This is a genomic window from Clostridium polyendosporum (assembly GCF_018332455.1).
Classification (GTDB): Bacteria; Bacillota; Clostridia; order Clostridiales; family Clostridiaceae; genus Clostridium_AY; species Clostridium_AY polyendosporum.
This window is the reverse complement of record NZ_BOPZ01000013.1, coordinates 57267-79647: the sequence shown is the minus strand read 5'-3', so window position 1 is coordinate 79647 and position 22381 is coordinate 57267. Positions and strand designations below refer to the sequence as shown.

The 22381-nt window shown below is 30.4% G+C and carries 17 protein-coding genes and 1 pseudogene; 14 read left to right on the top strand and 4 right to left on the bottom strand.

Going from position 1 to position 22381, the window contains the following annotated elements; all coding sequences use genetic code 11:
- On the top strand, positions 1-615 hold the full coding sequence (locus CPJCM30710_RS09050; RefSeq protein WP_212903849.1) for a YczE/YyaS/YitT family protein: 615 nt from the start codon (positions 1-3) through the stop codon (positions 613-615).
- A gap of 182 nt (positions 616-797) precedes the next feature.
- Here the strand turns inward: CPJCM30710_RS09050 and CPJCM30710_RS09045 are convergent, their stop codons facing one another.
- Positions 798-1619, bottom strand: a complete 822-nt coding sequence (locus CPJCM30710_RS09045; RefSeq protein WP_212903848.1) for an AraC family transcriptional regulator — start codon at positions 1617-1619, stop codon at positions 798-800.
- A 325-nt stretch (positions 1620-1944) separates the two neighbouring features.
- Positions 1945-2415: a hypothetical protein gene (locus tag CPJCM30710_RS09040; protein WP_212903847.1), complete on the bottom strand. Its 471-nt coding sequence runs from the start codon at positions 2413-2415 to the stop codon at positions 1945-1947.
- A 689-nt stretch (positions 2416-3104) separates the two neighbouring features.
- On the opposite strand from CPJCM30710_RS09040, the gene CPJCM30710_RS09035 reads away from it, so the two are divergent.
- The gene (locus tag CPJCM30710_RS09035) at positions 3105-3374 is read left to right on the top strand and encodes a DNA alkylation repair protein (RefSeq protein WP_212903846.1); all 270 of its coding nucleotides are present in this window, start codon (positions 3105-3107) and stop codon (positions 3372-3374) included.
- Here the strand turns inward: CPJCM30710_RS09035 and CPJCM30710_RS09030 are convergent.
- Positions 3353-3628 carry an SRPBCC family protein gene (locus CPJCM30710_RS09030; protein ID WP_212903845.1) on the bottom strand — a complete coding sequence of 92 codons (276 nt, stop codon included), beginning with the start codon at positions 3626-3628 and terminating at the stop codon, positions 3353-3355. The two genes, CPJCM30710_RS09035 and CPJCM30710_RS09030, sit on opposite strands and share 22 nt — an antisense overlap.
- A gap of 750 nt (positions 3629-4378) precedes the next feature.
- Between CPJCM30710_RS09030 and CPJCM30710_RS09025 the strand changes: the two genes are divergently transcribed.
- The 5 genes from CPJCM30710_RS09025 (at position 4379) to hflX (ending at position 9383) form a co-directional block, all read left to right on the top strand.
- On the top strand, positions 4379-4741 hold the full coding sequence (locus CPJCM30710_RS09025) for a DUF2089 domain-containing protein (protein ID WP_171298330.1): 363 nt from the start codon (positions 4379-4381) through the stop codon (positions 4739-4741).
- A 21-nt stretch (positions 4742-4762) separates the two neighbouring features.
- Positions 4763-5134: an SHOCT-like domain-containing protein gene (locus CPJCM30710_RS09020; protein WP_212903844.1), complete on the top strand. Its 372-nt coding sequence runs from the start codon at positions 4763-4765 to the stop codon at positions 5132-5134.
- Positions 5135-5158: 24 nt separating this feature from the next.
- Positions 5159-5419 carry a hypothetical protein gene (locus CPJCM30710_RS09015; protein ID WP_212903843.1) on the top strand — a complete coding sequence of 87 codons (261 nt, stop codon included), beginning with the start codon at positions 5159-5161 and terminating at the stop codon, positions 5417-5419.
- A 1128-nt stretch (positions 5420-6547) separates the two neighbouring features.
- A complete protein-coding gene (locus CPJCM30710_RS09010) occupies positions 6548-8026 on the top strand; it encodes an Lsa family ABC-F type ribosomal protection protein (RefSeq protein WP_212903842.1) in 1479 nt (492 codons plus the stop codon).
- Positions 8027-8114: 88 nt separating this feature from the next.
- Complete coding sequence (gene hflX, locus CPJCM30710_RS09005) at positions 8115-9383, top strand: GTPase HflX (protein WP_212903841.1); 1269 nt, start codon at positions 8115-8117, stop codon at positions 9381-9383.
- A gap of 383 nt (positions 9384-9766) precedes the next feature.
- Here the strand turns inward: hflX and CPJCM30710_RS09000 are convergent.
- Positions 9767-10258, bottom strand: a pseudogene (locus CPJCM30710_RS09000) (transposase); the annotation flags it as partial.
- A 190-nt stretch (positions 10259-10448) separates the two neighbouring features.
- On the opposite strand from CPJCM30710_RS09000, the gene CPJCM30710_RS08995 reads away from it, so the two are divergent.
- From CPJCM30710_RS08995 to htpG, 7 genes are all read left to right on the top strand, one after another.
- On the top strand, positions 10449-10796 hold the full coding sequence (locus CPJCM30710_RS08995) for a winged helix-turn-helix transcriptional regulator (RefSeq protein ID WP_212903840.1): 348 nt from the start codon (positions 10449-10451) through the stop codon (positions 10794-10796).
- Positions 10797-11030: 234 nt separating this feature from the next.
- Positions 11031-12248 carry an MFS transporter gene (locus CPJCM30710_RS08990; RefSeq protein ID WP_212903839.1) on the top strand — a complete coding sequence of 406 codons (1218 nt, stop codon included), beginning with the start codon at positions 11031-11033 and terminating at the stop codon, positions 12246-12248.
- 372 nt (positions 12249-12620) lie between these two features.
- On the top strand, positions 12621-13748 hold the full coding sequence (locus CPJCM30710_RS08985) for a hypothetical protein (RefSeq protein WP_212903838.1): 1128 nt from the start codon (positions 12621-12623) through the stop codon (positions 13746-13748).
- Positions 13720-14652, top strand: coding sequence for a hypothetical protein (locus tag CPJCM30710_RS08980; protein WP_212903837.1), 933 nt, complete (start codon positions 13720-13722; stop codon positions 14650-14652). Before CPJCM30710_RS08985 ends, CPJCM30710_RS08980 begins: the two co-directional genes overlap by 29 nt.
- 600 nt (positions 14653-15252) lie before the next feature.
- Positions 15253-16905 (top strand): ABC-F type ribosomal protection protein CplR, encoded by a 1653-nt coding sequence (cplR, locus tag CPJCM30710_RS08975; protein WP_212903836.1) that lies wholly within the window; start codon positions 15253-15255, stop codon positions 16903-16905.
- Positions 16906-17312: 407 nt separating this feature from the next.
- Positions 17313-20024 carry a PAS domain-containing sensor histidine kinase gene (locus CPJCM30710_RS08970; RefSeq protein ID WP_212903835.1) on the top strand — a complete coding sequence of 904 codons (2712 nt, stop codon included), beginning with the start codon at positions 17313-17315 and terminating at the stop codon, positions 20022-20024.
- Between the two features lie 452 nt (positions 20025-20476).
- A complete protein-coding gene (gene htpG / locus CPJCM30710_RS08965) occupies positions 20477-22357 on the top strand; it encodes a molecular chaperone HtpG (RefSeq protein WP_212903834.1) in 1881 nt (626 codons plus the stop codon).
- Positions 22358-22381: the final 24 nt, after the last annotated feature.

Here is a 22381-nt window from a genome sequence, read left to right as displayed (position 1 = left end):
ATGAAAAAGAACATTTTAAGATATTTGACATTCTTAATGGGAATTTTGATTATGACTTTAGGTGTGTCTTTGACAGTTAAATCAGGTCTAGGTGCAGGTTCTTATGATTCTATTAACTTTGCTATCGCTTATATTTTTCATATCAATGTTTCAATAGGCATATATGCGACAGCATTACTAATTGTATTCATTACTGCATTTATAAGAAAAAGCAGACCAAGATTTCAAACATTTATTCCTTCAGTAATTATGGGGATTACGACAGATATATGGGTTAGGGTGATTAAAACTATTCCTACGGATATACTTTATATGAGAATTTTCATATTCATAGCTGGGGCATTAATGGTTAGTCTCGGTATTGCAATGTATATGACACCAAAGCTGCCTACCAATCCAACGGATGATTTAATGGTAGCTTTGACTGAAAAAAAGTTTAGCATTACAAAGTCAAAGCTTGGAATTGATATTTTATGCTTTGTTATTGCCTTTATTTTAAAAGGACCAATTGGGGTGGGAACGGTAATCTTAACACTTGCTATCGGACCGACAGTGGATATTTTTTACCATGGAATTGATGCTGTACTGAAGAACTTTCAGGTGGAGGTTGCGTAGTAATATTGAATGTACTTCATTAATTGTTGTTAGGAGTGTGTGGCGATAGCCACACTTTTTTTTGCTGCCATTTTACGAAATGAAATCTGGCTGAAAATAGGCTCGATACAATAAATACAACTTAGCAAAACAATATGTATATCACCAGCCCTCTTTAGAAAGGGTATCGTTTATCTTACAAACTAAGAAGTTTTGCGATAAACACTTGGACTAACCCCTTTCACTTTTTTAAAAGCTTTAGAAAAGATAAGGGAGTCAATATAACCGCAGGAGCGAGCAATATCCCCAATAGAAAGATTTGTCAATGTAAGCATCTCTGCTGCCCTTGTAATGCGGAAATTGCTTAGATATTGTTGTGGTGACTGTTTTACTGTATTTTGGAAGAGTGTAGTGAAATAGCTTCTGTTTAAGCATACATAGTTAGCAATGTCTTTAACCTTTATATCATTAAAATAGTTGTTTTGTATGAATTCAATAGCCTTTGTCACATAAATGTTTGTATTATTTCCTCTTTCTTTGGCAGTGATAAGGGTATTTTTAGTAATTGCTGAAAAGAATAAAAATAGCAATCCTTGCAACCTTAACTCATCAGTACTACTTAATGTATTATGAGCTAACATATCTTCAACATATTTTTTCAAGAGTTCTCCATTTTCACATTGAAAGATTAAACTCTCTTTATTCAATCCTGCGTAGCCTAAATATGTATCTGCTTTTTCGCCATTAAATCCTATCCAAATATAAGACCAAGGATCTTTTTCGCCAGCCTCATAATAGGTGACTACATTGGGGTAAATAAGGAATCCCTGATTTTTTTGTATTAAATGTGGCTTATCACCAACATGATAATGTCCTTTTCCACTTAAAACAAAATGAAGTAAATAGTTTGGACGAACTGCAGGACCAAAGCTGTGGGATGGTTTACATTGGGCTTGTCCGCAAAAGCATGGATATAAGTCCTTAAATTGATTTTGCTGAATGTGCAGCACATTTGCATCTTCCATAACAATGCTCCTTCCTACTTAGAAGATTGTACTTAAAAATTTCATATTAAGTTTTTAATATATAAATTCTTCTACATTTCCATTATTCAGATTAAGCATATTTATTTTAACATAGGAATTGATTGGAAACAATATTAGGAGAAGCGTTATATTATAATTGTATTTTATTACGAATGAAGTGAGTGTGTATGATAAAGATAAACTAAAAAGATGACCTGTTAATAATAGGTCATCTTTTTAGTTTATTTGCTGCAATTTCATAATGTGAAATTTGCTCAAATTTAATAGGCTCGATGCCTATTAAATTTTATTAACTTACATAAGTTTATTTTTTTGTGGTTTTATGAGCTAAACTTCCATTCCATTTCTGCATCTTAGCCTTTAAATTAGCTTTCATAGTATTAGCTTTATCTTGTGTAAGTTTACCATTAGTAACCATTTGGTCTATTTTTTGTGATTGAGCATCAATTATCATGGATCTAAGTTGATCTGCTGTAATACCCTTTTGACTAGCCAAATCAAATGCTGTTTTGCCAGACTTTGCAGCATCTTCTATCTGTGTCTTTGTAAATCCTAATTTGCTTTCTAATACTAAATAGATTGGATTAGTAGCATGTTTTCCTTGTTTTAAACTTCCGTTCCATTTTTGTATCTTAGTCTTTAAATTAGTCTTCATAGTATTAGCTTTATCTTGTGCAAGTTTACCATTGGTAACCATTTGATCTATTTTTTGTGATTGAGCATCAACTATCATAGATCTAAGCTGATCTGCTGTAATACCTTTTTGACTAGCCAAATCAAATGCTGTCTTTCCAGACTTAGCAGCATCTTCTATTTGTGTCTTTGTAAATCCTAATTTACTTTCTAATACCGAATAGATTGGGTTAGTACCATCTTTTCTATTCTTCTTTATTTTATGTTCTATTTTAGTTGTATTATTAGCTGTTGGATTATTAGCTAATGTGTAGCAAACCCTGTACCTAATGATACCACAAGAGCTAAGGCTGCCATTACCTTGAAATTTCTTTTTAACATTTTAACTACCTCCAAAAGTTGATTTGAATTTTTATGTGTAATGTAATTAAATTGAATTATTAATTTATATATACATTACACATAGTTTGTGACAGTTCAGTTACAACTTTATAGATATAATGTTAATATTTTATAAATAGACAACCTATTTCCATAGAATTTCAACATCTTACGACTTTTTCAAGAAGCAGGTTGGGGTAATGCCAAAAGAATATAGAAAAAGAAAAAAAGTGTATGATAATGGATAAAATTAAGTACTAGCGGAATTTAGTGCATTTATTAATTGGGGATTTAATAGTAAAATATTCATAAGTACTAGTATTTAAAGGATATATATAGCGGAAATTACAACTAAGATTATTGCCTTGTCATTAGTGAATAAATATGATGGAATGGAATTATGTGGTTTTATATAATTTATTATTTTATTAAATAAATATAGGGGATAAAATGAATATCATTGATGTTTTCTATATAAATAAATCAGAAGAAAATGCTATACCTATGTCTGCATATCTAAAAAATAACTTTCCTTTTCTTGGATTACCAAGACCTAAACGAAATGAATTACAAAAAACTTTCATAAAGGAAGTCAAGAAGAGAAAAGAAATTGACTGGAGCTTTGTATTTAAATGCTGGGATTTACCAGAGCGTGAATTTCAATATCTTGCAGCTGACTATTTGTTGGCAATGAAAAGTTATACTACCTTTCCTAAATAGTGTTTCACTGGTGCTCCAGATATCAATATGTAAGTAATAGAGTTAAGAGGGTCAATAGCCTCTAGGCGTTCATGAAATATAGCTTTTCCTGAATAGATTTTTCTTTCGCAGCCAACCCCCATTTTGGTATCATCACCTTTGTTAACAATTTCAATGGGTAACGCGGGTTCCGGTGATTTAGTAAAGTCGCCAGCAATCAGCCACACCTTTTCCAAAGGTGCATTAATAATTTTTTCAACACATATATAGCCCATGATTTTACCACCTTACTAATATTGTTTACTATTTACCATTGTATACCAAACGATAAAAATATCAAGGAGAGAATCAAAATGCTGCAATCGGACGAATTTTATGATTTATAACAATTAAGGTTTTGGAATACATTATTAAATATGAGAATAGAAAAACAACTTCCTATTGCTGATATTTAGCGGTAAGGAGTTGTTTAGGATTTATCCTTCAATATCAATGGAAACGCCGGACTTGAATTCCAAGGTGAATTTATCCTCGTATACAGTGACCTTCTCAATCAGCCGCCTGACAAGCTGCTCGTCGTATTCGATAATGGCGGTAGGCTGTTCCTGTAGAAATGCGCTCAGAGCAAGTGGGCACTTTTGTGCTCACTATGGTTCCTGACCCCTGTGAAATTTTAGTTCTGTTACAATCTTGTTTTTTTCCATTTAGACACCGTCCTTTCATTTTTACATGAAATTATGATGTCCAAACTAATGAAATGAATTAGTGGGAATTACAGGATTCTTAAGTTGATGGTTATTGGTACTCTAGCGGGAACAAAATGTGACCGCTTGCTGAATAAGAGAGAAGATAATGCTAACTAAGTATAATCTTCTCTTTTTATATTTTATTGAACTATCTAATTCAAATATTTAATTCGCGAATTCATATATTTAATATTTAAACAAGTAAATATAAAAAGATTTAATATTGATATTGATTTTTTAAAGAACGGTAGTATAATGAAATTATGGAGAGTGATTAGTATGGCATACAAAATAATAACTCAGTGCCCTGTATGTTCTTCCAAACTTACTGTTACAAAACTAAAATGTAAAAAGTGCGACACTGTTATTGAAAATGACTTTGAATTGTCTAAGTTCTCTTATTTAACCATGGAACAGCTAAATTTTGTTGAGGTCTTTATAAAATGCCGAGGTAATATTAAAGATGTTGAAAAGGAACTAGGAATATCTTATCCTACAGTTCGAGGTAAGCTGGAGGATCTAATTGCATCCTTGGGATATACACAAATCAAAGAAAAAGAGGATAACAGTGCTGATGTGATTGATAAGCTTGAAAAGGGAGAAATTACAGCCGAGCAAGCATTAAATTTATTAAGGAAATAGTATTTAAAGGAGTTGTATTAAATGAATGAAGAGGTAATGAGAGTATTAAAAATGTTGGAAGAGGGCAAAATTGATTCGCAAAAAGCCGGGGAGTTAATAGAAGCTTTAAACGCAACAAAAAAAAATGTTCCAGTTGCTGCGAACAATGTAGATAAAATGCTTAAAATTAAGGTTAACTCATCAACTGGAGATAACGTAAATGTAAATATACCTGTAAAGTTTATAAAAACTTTAGGAAGTGCTATTAAGAGAATACCTAAGGTAGTAGGAGTAGAAGGCATTGAGGACATAGATATACAGGCTATTCTCCAAGCTGTAGCCGAGGGATTAGATGGAAAGATCGTAGACGTGAAAAGTGAAAATGGAGACAATGTAGAAATTGTAGTTGAGTAGCAGCACCGGAGGTGACTATTATCTATGAGAATTTATATAAGAGAAAAAACAGGCAGGAAGTTTTTTATTCCTGTGCCCTTAAGCATTGCAGGTGCTGCTTGCAAAATAGCTAATTTTGTATTTAAGAGGGTAGATAAGCATATTGATGCTCAGACAAAAGAAATACTGGATTGTATAGATTTCGATGAACTTGCAAGGAGCTTGAAGCATTTGAAAGGCTACAAGGGACTGAAAATGGTGGAAGTAAAATCACAGGAAGGCGATAAAATAACTATAATTCTGTAATCTAATTTTTAATAAAAGAAACTTTGAAGTAAAAAGTTGATAATAAAATCTTTTTTTAAAAAATGCTACTCAATGTTTTAATGAATAGCATTCTGCGAAAATATACAAACTATAGCCCCCCTGGCCCTCTAAATTATTAAGGGGGTACATCTTTACGCAAAACCAATATTAATGCGTAATTGTATCATTTTATTGCCAAAACACATGTGGAGACTTGCGTGTTGCTACAACGAAAAAATATATAGAAATCCTTAATTTTAGGCACTTCTTCAATCATTTTGTTTTTACAAATGAGGGAAATAAAATTCGTAATAAACAGTTAAAAAAATATATTAACGTTTCTGTAGTTATTGATTTAACTAGGTTTAATAAGATTTTTATCTTAGGTACTATTTTATATGATAAAAATATACTTATTCATTATTTGCTAATTTATAATTTATAATTACTTTTGTATAATATCATTAAGTCATATTTGTAAAATATTGTATACCAACAGAGTCTATAAGAGCGACCATCTCTTGACAGTTACTTTGAATAGATACTATTCTAAATCTTCCGAGGCAAGTGGCGAGCTGATTAACAGATTGGCAAGATGGTTTTGTTGCTTAGTATAACATATAACTTATAGCACATGTGGAATGTGTCGTGAGGATAGAGAAGAAACAATATTCTTGATTCAGTTGTTGTTGATTTTTTCAACGCATAGTGGTACAATATCAATGAATTTGAAATTTGAGGTGAAATGATGATTAAATTTTCTTGCTAATTTTTAAAGTGCAATATGACAGAAAGATAAACGGATGTGCTCTGTTTATTTGTTGTACTTATGCAAGAAAGTTGTTCTTTTTTCTCTTAATGTATACTCTTATGTTATGCTAAAATGAATAGATAAACTACGTATATTTATGAGCTGCAAAAATAATAATTTCTTGCGGCTCTTATTTTTTATAAATAATGAGAATGAGGAGGATGGATAATATTATGAATACTAAAGATACTATGTTGACACATGATAATCTCCATATAGAGCCGGATACTGCAGGCGACATTTATATGGAGTAATACCAGTCGCCTATTGTTCCGACTTTGTTGTTTGTACTATTAATTACAAAGGAGGACAAAAATATGTCTTTAATAAATGTTACAAATCTGACCTTCGCTTATGAAGGCAGTTATGATACTATTTTTGAAAATGTAAGCTTTCAAATTGATACCGATTGGAAATTGGGCTTTACCGGAAGAAATGGACGAGGAAAAACTACCTTTCTGAATCTTTTACTTGGCCAATATGAATATACTGGAAGTATTTCGGCTAATGTAACTTTTGAATATTTTCCTTATGAGGTGCAGGAACAAGAAAGTTTCACCATAGATATCATAAGGGAAATTAGTCCAAATTCAATGGATTGGGAAATAATGAAAGAATTATCGTTATTGGATATAGACGATGATGTTTTATACAGACAGTTTTATACACTATCAAAAGGAGAACAGAACAAAGCATTGCTAGCCGCTATGTTTTTGAAAGAGAATTCATTCCTGCTTATTGATGAGCCTACAAATCATTTGGATGCTGAAGCTAGAAAAAAACTCAGTAATTACTTGAGAAAAAAGAAAGGATTTATTCTGATTTCACATGATAGGTCTTTTTTGGACAATTGTATTGACCATATTCTTTCAATAAATAAGACAAATATAGAAATACAAAAAGGTAATTTTTCCAGCTGGTGGGAAAATAAAAAAAGGCAGGATGGCTTTGAGCTAGCAGAAAACGAAAAGCTTAGAAGAGATATTAATCGTCTATCGGAGTCTGCCAAACGAACAACCAATTGGTCACATGAAGTGGAAAAATCAAAAAAAGGAACAACAAACTCTGGATCTAAGCTGGATAAAGGTTATGTCGGCCATAAGGCTGCTAAAATGATGAAACGTTCCAAGTCAATCGAAAACAGACAGCAAGCAACTATTGAAGAAAAGTCTAAGCTTCTTAAAAATATTGAAAGCTCCGAGAGCTTGAAGATTTCCCAACTTGCTTATCATAAAAATAAACTTGTGGAACTTGAGAATATTTCAATCTTTTACGGTGATACCATGGTTTGCAAAGATGTTGGCTTTAGTATTGAACAAGGTGACCGAATTTCACTCAAAGGTAAAAACGGCTCAGGAAAGTCAAGCATTATCAAGCTTATTTGTGGTGAGGATATAAAATATACAGGCACTTTTAGAAAAGGAAGTGAGCTTAAAATATCCTATGTATCACAAGATACATCGCATCTTAAGGGCAACTTAACTGACTACGCTTTTGAAAACAATATTGATGAAAGTCTTTTTAAAGCAATTTTAAGAAAACTTGATTTTTCAAGAATTCAATTTGAAAAGGATATGTCATCTTTTAGCGGTGGCCAAAAGAAAAAAGTATTGATTGCAAAAAGTCTTTGCGAGAAAGTTCATTTGCATATTTGGGATGAACCACTTAATTTTATTGATATTATCTCTCGTATGCAGATAGAACAGTTACTGCTTGAATATTCACCAACCTTATTATTTGTGGAGCATGACAGTGAATTTTGCAAAAATGTTGCAACAAAGTTTTTTGAGCTTTAGCTAAATGAATCAGAGTGTATTAAAGGGGGAGTGACAGACCTCCCTCCTTTTTGTCTAAAATAGAATGGTAATCGATGGAGGAAGCTGTATGGAGCAAAAGCAAAGAGCAGTAATTGTGGGCTGTAATATCAATAATGATAAGGAATTTTTAAATATGATGGAGGAGTTGTCCAAGCTAGCTGATGCATGTGATATTGAGGTAGTTGGTGAAATTACTCAAAAATTAGAGCGAGTGTATTCGTCACATTATATAGGAAAGGGAAAAGTCCAAGAAGTGATCTCATTAATCCATGAGAAGGATTCGGATATGGTTATTTTTAATGATGAGTTATCTCCTTCACAAATTCGTAATCTCGAAAAAGATTTAAAATGCAAGGTAATAGACAGAACAGTTTTAGTTTTGGATATTTTTGCTAAGAGGGCTAGAACAAAAGAAGCACAGCTGCAGGTAGAAATAGCGAAATTACAATATCTGCTGCCGAGATTAACCGATCTTGGAGAATCATTGGGCCACCAGGCTGGTGGTGCCGGGTTAATAAACAGAGGTTCAGGAGAAACAAAATTTGAACTGGACCACAGAAAGATTAAGGGTAGAATCAGTGTATTGCACGATGAGCTGGAAACACTTGTAGTTCAACGTCAGAACCAAAGGAAACAGCGTAAAAAATCAGGAATACCTGTGGTTGTCCTGGTTGGATATACAAACGCAGGTAAGTCAAGCATTATGAATTCCATGATTGATTTGTACAGTTCTTCGATTGATAAGAAGGTATTTGAAAAGGATATGCTATTCGCTACACTAGAAACTTATGTAAGAAGCATAAAGCTGCCTGATAATAAATCATTTTTGTTAAGCGACACAGTAGGTTTTATCAGCAAACTACCCCACCAGCTTGTTAAAGCATTCCGCTCAACTTTAGAAGAAATTACTGAAGCTGATATGTTAGTTCATGTAGTTGACTACTCTAACCCTAATTATAAACAGCATATTAAAGTTATCAAAGAGACACTAAAAGAACTAGGTGCGGATAATATCCCTACTATCTATGCTTATAATAAAGCAGATTTAGTAGAGGATGAAATCACAAAAGAGGAAAAAGATAGCATATATATTTCTGCTAAAATTAAAGCTAGAACAGATAAGCTAGTAAACGAGATTTGCAAAAGGGCTTTTCAACAGCATGTTTGCTGCCAGCTGTTAATTCCATATGAAAAAGGAAATATACTGTCATATTTTAAGGATAATGCAAATATCAAATCAACTGAATATAACATTAACGGAGTGCTGATATCCGTGGAATGCATGGAATCAGATTATAGAAGATATAAACAATTTGAATGCCTGATTAAAATATAGTTATCTAGGTAAAGTTACACTAGCATTTATTCGTAGTCTCTATAAATCGTTTTCTTTCATTCTTTACTGAGGAGATTAAAAATAAGCCTATAGTAACAAAATCAAGTAATAGAAGTGTCAGCAATTTTATAATTGTTGACATTGTATTATGTATCAAATCTAAAGCAAAGTTAAGTCGCAATGTTCTTATATTATGAACCAAAGGAACCCTTGGGTTCCTTTTAATAATGTTATAACATCAACACCATTCTTAAACCTGCTAATAAAAGTCAATACTTTTTTTAGCAGGTTTTCACGTTTTATCTTCCATATTTTATTGCACACCAATTAAGCCAGTTTAGCTTGTCTCACCCTGGCTTCAATATGATATTTATTTAAGTTTATTACTCATAAACTCCTTTTACTCTTGCATAATATATTCTTAGAAATTTATTTAGACCAGCCATTTTTGCTACCTTTGAAGCCTTACCCTCAGACTCCTTTTTTAGCATAAATAAATATACTGCATCATCCACTGGTTTATGGACTTTTAAGCAATTCATTACTTCAAATCCTGTTTTTATTAATACTGCTGAGCCGCGTTTAGATATTCTTCTCCTGCTTCCAGTAAACTGTCCCGACTGATACGGCGGGGCATCTATGCCCGCATATGCAATTAATGCTTTTCCGCTATGGAATCGTCTTATGTCGCCAATCTCAGCTATCAACCTTGGAGCAAGTATGTCTCCAACACCATTCATTTCACGTACTACAGAATACCCCTTAAGACTTCTTGCCAATTCCTGCATTTGTGATAAAATCAAAGCAAGAGTTTTATCTACTTCTTGGAGAACTCTTACAGCTTCTAATACCAGCATTTTGGTCGATGGGGTATTTTGATGTTCAACTCTTACACTTTTACAGTACCAAACATAGCCATAATTAATAGTATGTTCAAGAAGGATTTACATTAGTGCAAGTCTTTTTTTGAAAGTTAAATGAATTAATAGGTTTATATATGCAGAATGGGATAATTATAAAACTAAGAATATTGCTAAAAACTAATAATTAGGCAGGTGATAAATTGTGATTGATTACAACGGAAAGAAATACGTGTGTCTACTAGATTTAGGGTTTGATGTTATAAGAGGAAAATGGAAAGCTGTTATATTGTGTCATCTTGGAGATGGAGCAAAAAGGTTTCTTGAGCTTCAAAGAATAACCTGTGGTGTAAGTCAAAAGGTGCTTAATGAACAGCTTAGAGAATTAGAAGATGATGGGCTAATATATAAGGTGATTTATCCTGAGGTGCCTCCAAGAGTAGAATACTATCTTACTGAAAGAGGTAAAGAGCTGTATCCTGCTCTAAAAATGATTGAGGAATGGGCTGGTAATCACTACACAGAATACCAAAATGAAACAAATCAAGATTAAGAAAGGAATGTCTTAAGGCATTCCTTTTAAATTTTTATTAAAGCTAATCCATTGCTATCACATTAATACTACCTAAGAGTAAGTATACTACTTTAAAGTGCATACTTTTTTCTTTTTCAATTGTGTATGATAATAAGTCCTGTAGAGAATACAAGACAGACTTTCTTTAAAAAGGGCCCTTTTAAAGAAAGATCTTGAAATCATAATACTTTACTTAAAATAGGAGGATTTACTTTGGAAGGAAATTTATTATTAAATCAAAACACAAATAAAAAAGAAGGACTTAAGAACGGAACACTTGCATTGATTGCTCTAGCAGTAAGTGCCTTTGGCATAGGAACCACAGAATTTGTTATAGTCGGGTTACTATCAACAGTTGCGCAAGACTTGAAAGTAACCCTTACCTTAGCTGGTCTGCTTGTATCTGGTTATGCTTTAGGAGTTGCCTTTGGGGCACCTATAATAACTGCAGCAACTAGTAGGATGTCAAGAAAAACTTTATTAATATCTCTAATGGTTATATTTATAGCTGGTAACAGTATTGCTGCATTATCACCAAGCTTTGAGCTTTTGCTTATTGCTCGTGTCTTCACAGCATTCTCTCATGGAGTATTCTTTTCTATAGGATCAACTATTGCTGCTGATCTTGTACCAGAAGATAAACGTGCTAGTGCTATAGCTATAATGTTTACAGGTTTAACTGTTGCTACGATTACTGGTGTACCACTTGGAACTTACGTTGGTCAATTATTTGGCTGGAGAGCAACCTTCTGGGGGGTAGCTGCATTAGGGGTTATATCTTTAATATCTACATTAATTTTAGTGCCAAGTAATTTAAAGAAAGCACAACCAGTTTCAATTAAGGATCAATTAAAGCTTATAACTAATGGAAGACTAGTACTAGCCTTTTCTATTACTGCTCTTGGTTATGGAGGAACCTTTGTTACATTTACATTTCTAAGTCCAATATTAGAAAAGTTAACAGGGTATTCTCCAAATGGTGTAAGCATAATTTTATTATTATATGGTATAGCAATTGCAGTTGGAAACACTATTGGAGGTAAAGCCGCTGATAAGAATCCACTTAAAGCTTTATTCTGGATGTTTATTGCACAAGCCATTGTGTTATTTATTTTAACATTCACAGCTCACTCCATGGTACTGGGAACAATAACAGTTATTGTGATGGGCCTGTTTGCCTTCATGAATGTACCAGGACTTCAGGTATATGTAGTTGAATTAGCAGAAAAATACGTACCTTCAGCTGTTAATGTAGCTTCTGCTATAAATATTGCAGCTTTTAACCTAGGTATTGCCATAGGAGCCTTTATTGGTGGTTTTGTTGTCAATTCACTAGGATTAGGAAGTACACCTTGGGTTGGAGGCATAATGGTTTTAGGAGCCGTAGCTCTTATAATGGTTAGTCGTTCTTTAGATAATAAGGATAAATAGAAGAGTTTAATTAGTTAATTAAAAACACAACATTCTTAAATTTTACATTAAAGGTTTGGATCCTCATTTTGTAGGATACAGACCTTAGTTTTGTTTTATATTCTATTAAACTTTTAAAAGCAAAACAAGCTGAGTTAATAGTGTGATCACTTCCTCAGGAGCGTTTGCTAATAATAACTGGGCATGGATCTTCAATAGCCCAATCATGGATGAAGTATAGGCGAATTTGTGCTTTGTAATTATAAGTAATTATAGCAAAAAAATTCAATATGGCGCTATTTTATTATATAATTATATCAAAGTTATAACTTTATTAAGATTTAAAACCTATAAATAGTTTAATTATTTTATTTGAAGAGAAGGTGAGAGTATATGGAGATTAATAATTCACAAGAATTGATTGAAAAACTTAGTATTAAAATGAGCAATACATACAATGAATATAAAAAATCAACAAGAAGTGGTACTGATAATACATTATTAAAAAGTTATTTAATAGAAACACATTTATTAAATACATGTAGTGATTATGATAACATTTGTGAAACACTAAGAAATACTATAATTAATTATGCCGAAATTAATGAAACAAAAGAAGAAAACTTATTTTTAATTAAGAAAGATAGCTTAGAAATGTATCTAGATATTAATAACAAGAGATTTTGGAAAATGCATACAATTAGTCAAGTGAAAAATAGTGATAATTTTATTGACCATCTGACCAAAAAGGAAGGGTTTGATAAATTGTGGTTGCCATCTAGGTTTATTAGAAATTTTAGTAAGAGTAAATATTTGTATGGGGTAAAAGTTGGATTTTGTGATGGGTTATCCCAAAATGATTTTTTTGAAGATGATAATAACGATTATAATTTAGAGTTAAATAAGGGGTTTTCGGGGCTAGCAAATAAGTTTCTAGATCTATTAGAAAGTAGTAGTGACTTCAAAAACAAAATAGCTCTAAGTAAAATACAAATATTATCTGGGAAAGGCAAAGATGAGTTTGTAATTGATGATATAAAATATAGCGGAAAAGTTACTGCCAAAGGGAATAGTTTTATTGAGCATGATAATAACTTAGAAGAACTAATAAGAGACTATGAAAAATTGATAGATCACATTGAAGAAAAAATGGCATTAGGAATTTATGATGGAGCTATAGGCGGTGTACCAATAGAGATAATATTTGATAAAAAGGATATTAGTATAACTTCATTGGTAAAGTTGATTTTTACAGGAAAAGAGCCATTTAAGTTATTAGGGTTTGTAGAGCAGATGTCGGATGAATATGCAAGAATAAGTGCTGTTGATTTACATAACGGTAATTATGGCAAAAAAATAAATTTTGAAATTTCAAGTATAGGTATGAATGTATTTATTTCGAGAGGAGTATGTGGAAATTCTATAATGAGGTTATGTACAAATTTATCACGATTTATAGATCCTAATATCATGGTAAGGGGGTATGATATAGATGACATCTACAGTATCATCAGAGAATAGTAATTTTTTAAAAGAAATAGATATGATTAATATAATAGTAGCACTAACTATGCCCTTATCAAATATTCCAAGGTTTCTTTTTGAAAATAAATTCAAGATTATAGGTGTTGAAAGATTATATACAGATAAAGCTAATATAAATGTAAAGTTTGATGTAATTATTCACTGTAGAAATAAGAATTATATGATCGGGTTTGAATGTGAGGATGGGAAGATAATTTCTGGTAATGAAGCATGTAGGTATTCTAAATGCAATTACGAAGAACTTTTAAAATCATTAGGAATAAAAGGACAATCTCTAGTTAACCCTACTTTTAATCTAGGTTACATGTATAATAAAGCTTATTTAGAAAATGTAGAAAATTGCACAAGCGATGAAGTTAATTTTATAATTGTAAGAATTGATGAAAATACTATAAGTTTAGAAAAAAACTCCATTAATAAAGAGATTTATGAGCATTCTAATAATAAGAATATTAGTTGTTTCAAAAATGGAATTCCTAGAATAATTAGATATACTGAGAAAACTAATAAGTATGAATTTATCGGTGGGGTATTTCAAGAGATAGTTTCAAAAGGAGTTCAAGGACAGAAAAACATACCTTTACAGACAATTGTAGACGGTTGCATAAATACTTATGATGGTATTTCAAGTATTATTGGGGATGAGACGAAAAAAGTAATAAAAGGTAACATAAGAGAATTGCTCTCTGAATGGAACGCTAGTGAGTTATCAAAATTTATTCAGTTCAAAAATAGCGAAGTCATTATAAAAAAAGATATAAAAAATATTAAGACACTTGTAGAGTTTAGACAAGCTATATATAAGTATAGCGATGAGGTTATTAGTGGTAAACTAGATTGTGGAATACAGTTAACTTTAGAAGAAATAATATATGCATAAAATTACAAATGTATTCACATGATATTTAAAGTATGATGTATATATTAAGGAGCTGACAAAGACTTTTTTAATTTTTAAGATAACCTCCTTATAGAATGACAAAGAAAGAAGTAAAAATACATTAGTATTTAGAAAGCAGAAGTTTGTTTTATTAAATAGACTATAATAAATATCGGATAATAAGTATAATATTTATATCCGATATTTATATATATGAATTAATAAAAAGCAATAAATTGATAGAATCAAATAAAGCTCTTCAAGACATATCTGTTTATTATGGTCTTTCCATAGGATTTTATAGATTTAAAATTATAGTTGCGCTAGTTAGCATTCAAAAGGATAATATTTACATATTGTACAAAGGGTGCTATTATGATAAAAAAATATTAAGTAAGGCGGAGGTAATTTCACTGATGAGAATGTAATCTACTTTTGATTTTTTAAGTATAACATGTAATTTTATTGCCTAGTTTGTAGGTTTATTTGTTATGCTTAAGTTTTAAGAGAGTAGATTATAACCTAGAGGTGGTATATCTAAATTTGCCTTTTACGGGATAATTGTACTCTCTCCTATAAATTTAAGGAGGGATTTTTTTTATGACATTAGCATTATTAGATAAAGTAAAAAAATATTATGGAGATAGATTAATTTTAGATATAGAAAAACTTGAAATATTAGAAGGGGAAAGAATAGGATTAGTGGGGGAAAATGGTGCCGGAAAGACCACATTACTAAAGGCTTTAATAGGTCATATTCCGGTTGAACAAGGTAAAATCTTTTTAACTGACAGTTATTCTTATATAAGCCAAAATGAGAACTATACAGGAGGATGTGCACACAGTAAGATAAAAAAGCTTTTTAATGCACCAGATAAATATGAGGACTTCTTATCCGGAGGTGAAAAAGTTAAGCTTAAAGTAGTGGAGGCTTTGAATGAGAATAAGAGTCTTATAATTGCAGATGAACCAACATCAAATCTAGATAGTAATAGTGTAAAGCTGCTTGAAGATATGTTGAAAAGTTATAAAGGGGCATTACTAATAGTTTCCCATGATAGAAAGCTATTAGATGGGTTGTGTAATACCATTGTGGAAATTCAAGAAGGAAAAATATCTAAATACAGTGGAAATTATTCTAAATATGTACAGTTAAAAAATGAAGAAAGAAAAAGAAAAGAAACTGAATATGAGATATATATAAGCGAAAAGAAAAGGTTGGAAAATGCTATATTAGTTAAACAGAGGTTAAGGGACAGTATAAAAAGTGCACCGAGAAGAATGGGGAATTCAGAAGCTAGGCTGCACAAAATGGGTGGACAGAAAGCTAAGAAAAATATTGACAGCAATATAAAGACATTAAAGAAAAGGATTGACCATTTAGAAGTAAAACAAAAACCAAAGATAGTAAGAGAAACAAAAATAAAGATACAAGAAAATCTACAACTTGCATCAAAATATCCTATTGAAGTAAAGGACTTAAATTTATTTGCAGGAGATAAGCTATTATTAAAGGAAGTTGAATTTAAAATAAGAAGAGGAGAAAAGGCAGCTCTTATTGGAGACAACGGCTGTGGCAAAAGTACCTTACTAAAAGAGATATTAAATAAAAATAATAAGAACATTAAGCTTGCCAATAAAGTAGTTATAGGATACTTTGACCAATCACAGGATATTTTAGAAGAGGAAAAAACAATACTTAAAAGTATAAAAGATAGTTGTTCTTATGACGAAAGTTTTATAAGAATTAACTTAGATCAATTTGGGTTTAAGGGTGATGATGTTTTTAAAAAAGTAAATACTTTAAGTGGCGGCGAAAGGGTTAAGGTTATACTCTGTAAAATATTAATCTCAGATAACAATGTTTTAATTTTAGATGAGCCAACAAATTATCTTGACATAAAATCTATGAAGGCTTTAGAAGAGGCTCTTATTAACACTAATAAAACAGTACTTGTGGTATCCCATGATAGGGAATTTATTTCTAATGTATGTGACCATATTATTGAAATACAAAATAAAAACATTGTAGACTGTAATGGTAGTTATGAAGAACTTATCAAAGAAAAAGATAAATTAAATGTAAACAAATTTGAGGAACAAAATAAACATAAACTTATGGTTTTAGAAAATAGGCATGCAGAAATCATTTCCCGCTTATCCATAGAAAAAGATCCAATTAAAAAAAGTGAATTAGATAATGAGTATAATGAATTGCTTAAAGAAATAAAAATTCTTAGTTCAAATTTTTAATATGTAAATAATACACCACAAAAGCTAAATATTATCTATAACAAAAGAAGCTCTGGATAACTCCAGGGCTTTATATTATTTACACCATTTTGTTGGTATTGTTTTATGATTTAGTATATCATTATAAAATTTAGTTAATAAATTAATGTTTATTTGTATTTTAAAATCTCATTTATGTATTTAATAAATTTTTTAATACTATACTCCAATAATAAATAAATAGTGGATAACTTAACCAAAGATAAAATGATAGTATCATATTAACAATTACGGTAAGTATACCAATATGGTATAGAATGTGATAAAATGTAATAAAGGAATATTACTAAGTATATTTTACGATTTGATTATTTTAGTAATAAAAGAAATTTATATGTTGGTATATTGGAAAAACGGAGGGATAAGCTATGAAGTATACTTTGAATAAAAAAGCTCAAGACTTATTTCTGTATAGTAAAAACAGTATAGTTATTGAAGTTAGTAATGAGTTTACAAAGTTTAGCGGTTATTTAAGAAGTGAGTTGATAGGAAAATCACTTGCCGATATAAGTTATATGTTAAGAATCGATTCCCAGATATACCTTCAAAGCATTGAAAAAGATTGTGATTGTTATATATTTACTAAATCATACGAACCAAGAGAAGTTACTATATCCTGTAGTATTCTAGAATGCCAAAATGAAAAAATGTACTTTTTTATAGAGAAACCAAATTCTCGGATTGAAGATAAATGTATGGTTATTGAACAACTTTATGCAAATAGTAAAATTGGATTTGCAATACACAGTGTTCCAGATTTAATGTTGCTTAAAGCTAATCAGACGTTTTTAGATTTTTTGGATGCTCCATATAATCGAAAGGAAAATAGTATAGGTAAAAAACAGAAAGAAATAGTAACTAGATTTGAAGGAAGTAATGAAGAAGAGATTTTCTTAGACATTATAAAAACTGGTAAGTCCTATCATTTAACCGAAAATAAATATGATAATTTTAAAAAAGGAACTGGATATTGGAATTGGTCAGTAATACCAATATTCGTCGACGGAAAAATCAAATATATAATTGATACTGCTGAGGAAGTAACAGAAAGAGTTTTAAATAGAAAGCTAATTGAAGAGCAAGCTAAAATTATTGAACAACAAAAGAAGCAAAAATTAGAAGCAATCATTGAAAATATATCTGATGGATTATTTACCTTAGATAAAAACTATACTTATTCTTTATTGAATGCTGGTGCAAAAGAATTTTTTTATAATTCAGATTCAATTAAAGAATTTGGAGATTCATTAGCTCATACGAAATATTATGATTCAAAAGGTAATTCAATTGCAGAAGAAGACTTGCCTACTCGTAGAGTTTTAAGAGGTGAAAGAATTAAAGAATATAGATTAACATGTGAGAGACCTGATGGAGTATATCACTTCAATGTAAGTGGAAGTACTATTTATGATGAAAATGGAGAAGTAGTAAAGGCTATTATATGTTCTCGTAATATTACAGAACGAGTTAATAATGATGAATTGATAAGAATGCAGAAAGAACAATTAGAAGCTATTATTGAAAATATGTCTGATGCTTTGCTAATTTTTGATAAGGATGGTAACTATACCACACTTAATAAAGCAGCTAGAGATACTTTTTGTATTGAATCTACAAAGCTGAATAAGATAGGAGATGGTCTTAAAGAAGCTGAATATTTCGATATGGATAAACAATTAATCCCCTACGATAATACTCCTGCTTATAGGGTGCTAAGGGGTGAAAAATTATTGGGATATAAAATGACTATAAAAACTAATGATAATGTTATTTATACTGATATAAATGGTACCCCAATATATGATAATAAAGGAAATTTTATGGCAGGAATATTATGCTGTCGTGACATTACTGAAAAGGTAAGATATGAAGAAGGTTTATTAATAAAGACTCAATATAATTTTTTGAATAGAATGATAGATAATCTTGATTTGCCTGTTTTAAGATTGTCATATCCAGATTCTAAAATTACAAATATTAACCAAAAAGCTTATAATATTTTTAAGCAATTAAAACCAGAAATAAAGTCTCTTTCCTATATTATAGGAAAGAATTATGAAGATATTACCAATTTTGATAAATCGAATGTTTTTAAACATATTGAGAATGTTATAAAAACGAAGGAATCATCTTATTTAAAATATCAAAAATTAGTAGTTTCTGGAGAAGAAATGTTTGTAAATGTATTATATCAGCCTGTATTTGGAGTTAATGGTGAAGTTTCAGAAATAGCTGCAATTCTAATTGATGTCACTCAGGAAGTAAAGACTAATAATCACATGGAAAAAATACTTAGAATTCACGAGGAATTTTTTGCAAATATATCTCATGAACTTAAAACTCCCTTGAATGTGATTTTTAGTACAATTCAGCTATTTAATTCATATTTAAGAGATGATTCTCTAACAAATAATACAGATAAGATTACCGAATACATTAATATTATGACACAGAATTGCTATAGATTATCAAAGCTTATAAGTAACTTAGTAGACTTATCAAATATTCAATCTGGATTTTTTGAATTAAATCTATCTAATGAAAACATAGTTAATGTTGTTGAAGAAATCGTTCAATCGGTATCAGAATATATTAACAGTAAGGGATTCAGTATTATTTTTGACACAGATGTGGAAGAAAAGATCATTGCTTGCGACTCTAATAAAATTGAAAGGGTTATTCTTAACCTTATTTCTAACGCTATTAAGTTTTCTGAGCCACAGAATGAAATATATGTGAATATTACTGATAAAGACAACACTGTTGAGATATCAGTAGAGGATAGTGGTATAGGAATTGATGAAAAACATTTAGATAGTATTTTTGAAAGATTTAAGCAGGTGGATAAATCCTTTACTCGCAATACTGAAGGAAGTGGCATTGGATTATGCCTTGTAAAATCAATTGTTGAATTGCATGGCGGTAAAATAAATGTTGAAAGCAAATTAGGAGAAGGTAGTAAATTTAAGATAGATTTGCCTTCAAGAACTATAGAAAAAACAAAGGATACTAATAAAGATGCAGTGTTAAATAATAATGTTGAAATGATAAATATTGAATTTTCGGATATATATTGGTAATACCTATTTAATTTATTCCAGCATAATAAAAGTGAATAGACATTAAACTTATTTACTTTTACTAGATTTCACTTTGTGAATGGCAGCTTGTTAAATGAAATTTAGCATATGAAAGATTAAAACTGATAAAGTATATTGACATGGTATTTAAAGTATGATATATAAAAATTAGGGATTAGCACTCTAATGATGAGAGTGCTAATGATTATAAAATATTAAAGTAAAGGAGTTGTTAATCATGGCTGAATTAGTACCTTTAAACAACAATGATTTAATTACTAGGCCAACTTACTTTAAAGATCTCTACAACATGCTTGATGACTTTTTAGAGATACATGGTTACCAAAAAGAAGTTTGAGCACGGTAAACTTTTTATCCAAACTATCTTTAGAAATTTATTACTATGCTAATAAAATTTATGTTTAGTTTTTATTGAGAAGGGAGAGATTTACTTGGTAACAAAACAGTTTAAGGCAGAGTCTAAAAGGCTGCTAGATATTATGATTAACTCAATTTATACTCATAGGGAAATTTTTTTAAGAGAACTTATTTCTAATGCCAGTGATGCTATTGATAAAATTTATTACAAAGCATTAACAGATGAATCTTTGAGTTTTGAAAAAGATAATTACTATATTAAAATAGTCACTGACAAGGAAAATAGAGCATTAAAAATTTCTGATACCGGTATTGGAATGACAAAAGAAGAACTTGATGATAATCTTGGGGTTATAGCAAAAAGCGGATCTTTAAATTTCAAAAAAGAAAACGAACTAAAAGATGGATATGACATAATTGGTCAATTTGGAGTTGGTTTCTATTCCGCGTTTTTGGTATCTGATACTGTTACTGTTATAAGTAAAGCTTTTGGTAGTGATGAAGCTTATAAGTGGGAATCTAAAGGTGCAGAGGGTTATACCATTGAACCATGTGAAAAAGACTCTATTGGTACAGATATTATACTCAAAATAAAAGAAAACACAGAAGATGAAAACTTTGATGAATATCTAGATGAATACAAATTAAAATCTATAATTAAGAAATACTCTGATTTTATTAGATACCCAATAAAAATGGATATAACCAGAAAAAGACTTAAAGAGGATAGTGAAAAAGAATACGAAGACTATACAGAGGAACAAATTGTAAATAGTATGGTTCCTATATGGAGAAAGAATAAAAAAGAACTTAGTAAGGAAGATTACGAGAATTTTTATTCTGAAAAACACTACGGCTTTGACAAACCAATAAAATATATTCACACTAGTGTTGATGGTGCGGTGAGTTACAATGCAATTTTATTTATTCCAGAAAAAATACCATATGATTTCTACACAAAAGAATATGAAAAAGGCCTAGAGTTGTATTCAAGTGGCGTTTTGATAATGAATAAATGTCCAGATTTATTACCTGACTATTTTGGATTCGTAAAAGGTATAGTGGATTCAGAAGATCTATCCCTTAACATATCTAGAGAGATATTGCAACACGATAGACAGTTAAAACTTATCGCTAAAAATATAAAAACTAAAATAAAAAATGAATTAGAAAATATATTAAAGAATGAAAGAGATAAATATGAAGAGTTCTACAAATCCTTTGGAAGACAATTAAAGTATGGCATCTATAGCGATTTCGGAAGTAACAAAGATGTCCTACAAAACTTATTAATGTTTTATTCGTCAAAAGAGAAAAAAATGGTCACTTTAGATGAATATGTTTCTAGAATGCCTGAAGAGCAAAAATATATTTATTATGCTGCTGGAGAATCAAATGAAAGAATTGAGAAACTACCACAAACAGAAATTGTATTAGATAAAGGGTATGAAATATTATACTTTACCGATGATATAGATGAGTTTGCTGTAAGAATGATAATGAAATATAAAGACAAGGAATTTAAATCTGTATCAAGCGGTGACTTAGGTATAGAAATAGAAGAAAATGAAAAATCCTCTAGCTCCGATGATAAAGATAATAAAGAACTGTTTGAATATATGAAAAATATTTTATCAGATAAAGTTAAAGATGTCAGGGAATCAAAAAGGTTAAAGAATCATCCTGTATGTCTATCAAACGAAGGCGAACTTACAATTGAAATGGAGAAAATACTAAACTCTATGCCTAATAATCAGAATGTAAAAGCAGATAAAGTTTTAGAAGTAAACATAAATCATGATGTGTTTAGGTCATTGAAAGAAGCTTACACAAAAGATAAAGATAAGCTTGATCTATATACAAATTTATTGTATAGTCAAGCACTGCTTATAGAAGGATTATCTATAAATGATCCGGTAGAATTTACAAGCAACATCTGTAAATTAATGATATAGGTAAAAGCCACTTTCAAGTAAATA

What these genes read in the sequence shown, in the direction of transcription:
- CPJCM30710_RS09050 (WP_212903849.1), top strand. Translation starts at nt 1, where the DNA reads ATGAAAAAGAACATTTTAAGATATTTGACATTCTTAATGGGAATTTTG.
- CPJCM30710_RS09045 (WP_212903848.1), bottom strand. Translation starts at nt 1,619, where the DNA reads ATGGAAGATGCAAATGTGCTGCACATTCAGCAAAATCAATTTAAGGAC.
- CPJCM30710_RS09035 (WP_212903846.1), top strand. Translation starts at nt 3,105, where the DNA reads ATGAATATCATTGATGTTTTCTATATAAATAAATCAGAAGAAAATGCT.
- CPJCM30710_RS09030 (WP_212903845.1), bottom strand. Translation starts at nt 3,628, where the DNA reads ATGGGCTATATATGTGTTGAAAAAATTATTAATGCACCTTTGGAAAAG.
- CPJCM30710_RS09025 (WP_171298330.1), top strand. Translation starts at nt 4,379, where the DNA reads ATGGCATACAAAATAATAACTCAGTGCCCTGTATGTTCTTCCAAACTT.
- CPJCM30710_RS09020 (WP_212903844.1), top strand. Translation starts at nt 4,763, where the DNA reads ATGAATGAAGAGGTAATGAGAGTATTAAAAATGTTGGAAGAGGGCAAA.
- CPJCM30710_RS09015 (WP_212903843.1), top strand. Translation starts at nt 5,159, where the DNA reads ATGAGAATTTATATAAGAGAAAAAACAGGCAGGAAGTTTTTTATTCCT.
- CPJCM30710_RS09010 (WP_212903842.1), top strand. Translation starts at nt 6,548, where the DNA reads ATGTCTTTAATAAATGTTACAAATCTGACCTTCGCTTATGAAGGCAGT.
- hflX (WP_212903841.1), top strand. Translation starts at nt 8,115, where the DNA reads ATGGAGCAAAAGCAAAGAGCAGTAATTGTGGGCTGTAATATCAATAAT.
- CPJCM30710_RS08985 (WP_212903838.1), top strand. Translation starts at nt 12,621, where the DNA reads ATGGAGATTAATAATTCACAAGAATTGATTGAAAAACTTAGTATTAAA.
- CPJCM30710_RS08980 (WP_212903837.1), top strand. Translation starts at nt 13,720, where the DNA reads ATGACATCTACAGTATCATCAGAGAATAGTAATTTTTTAAAAGAAATA.
- cplR (WP_212903836.1), top strand. Translation starts at nt 15,253, where the DNA reads ATGACATTAGCATTATTAGATAAAGTAAAAAAATATTATGGAGATAGA.
- CPJCM30710_RS08970 (WP_212903835.1), top strand. Translation starts at nt 17,313, where the DNA reads ATGAAGTATACTTTGAATAAAAAAGCTCAAGACTTATTTCTGTATAGT.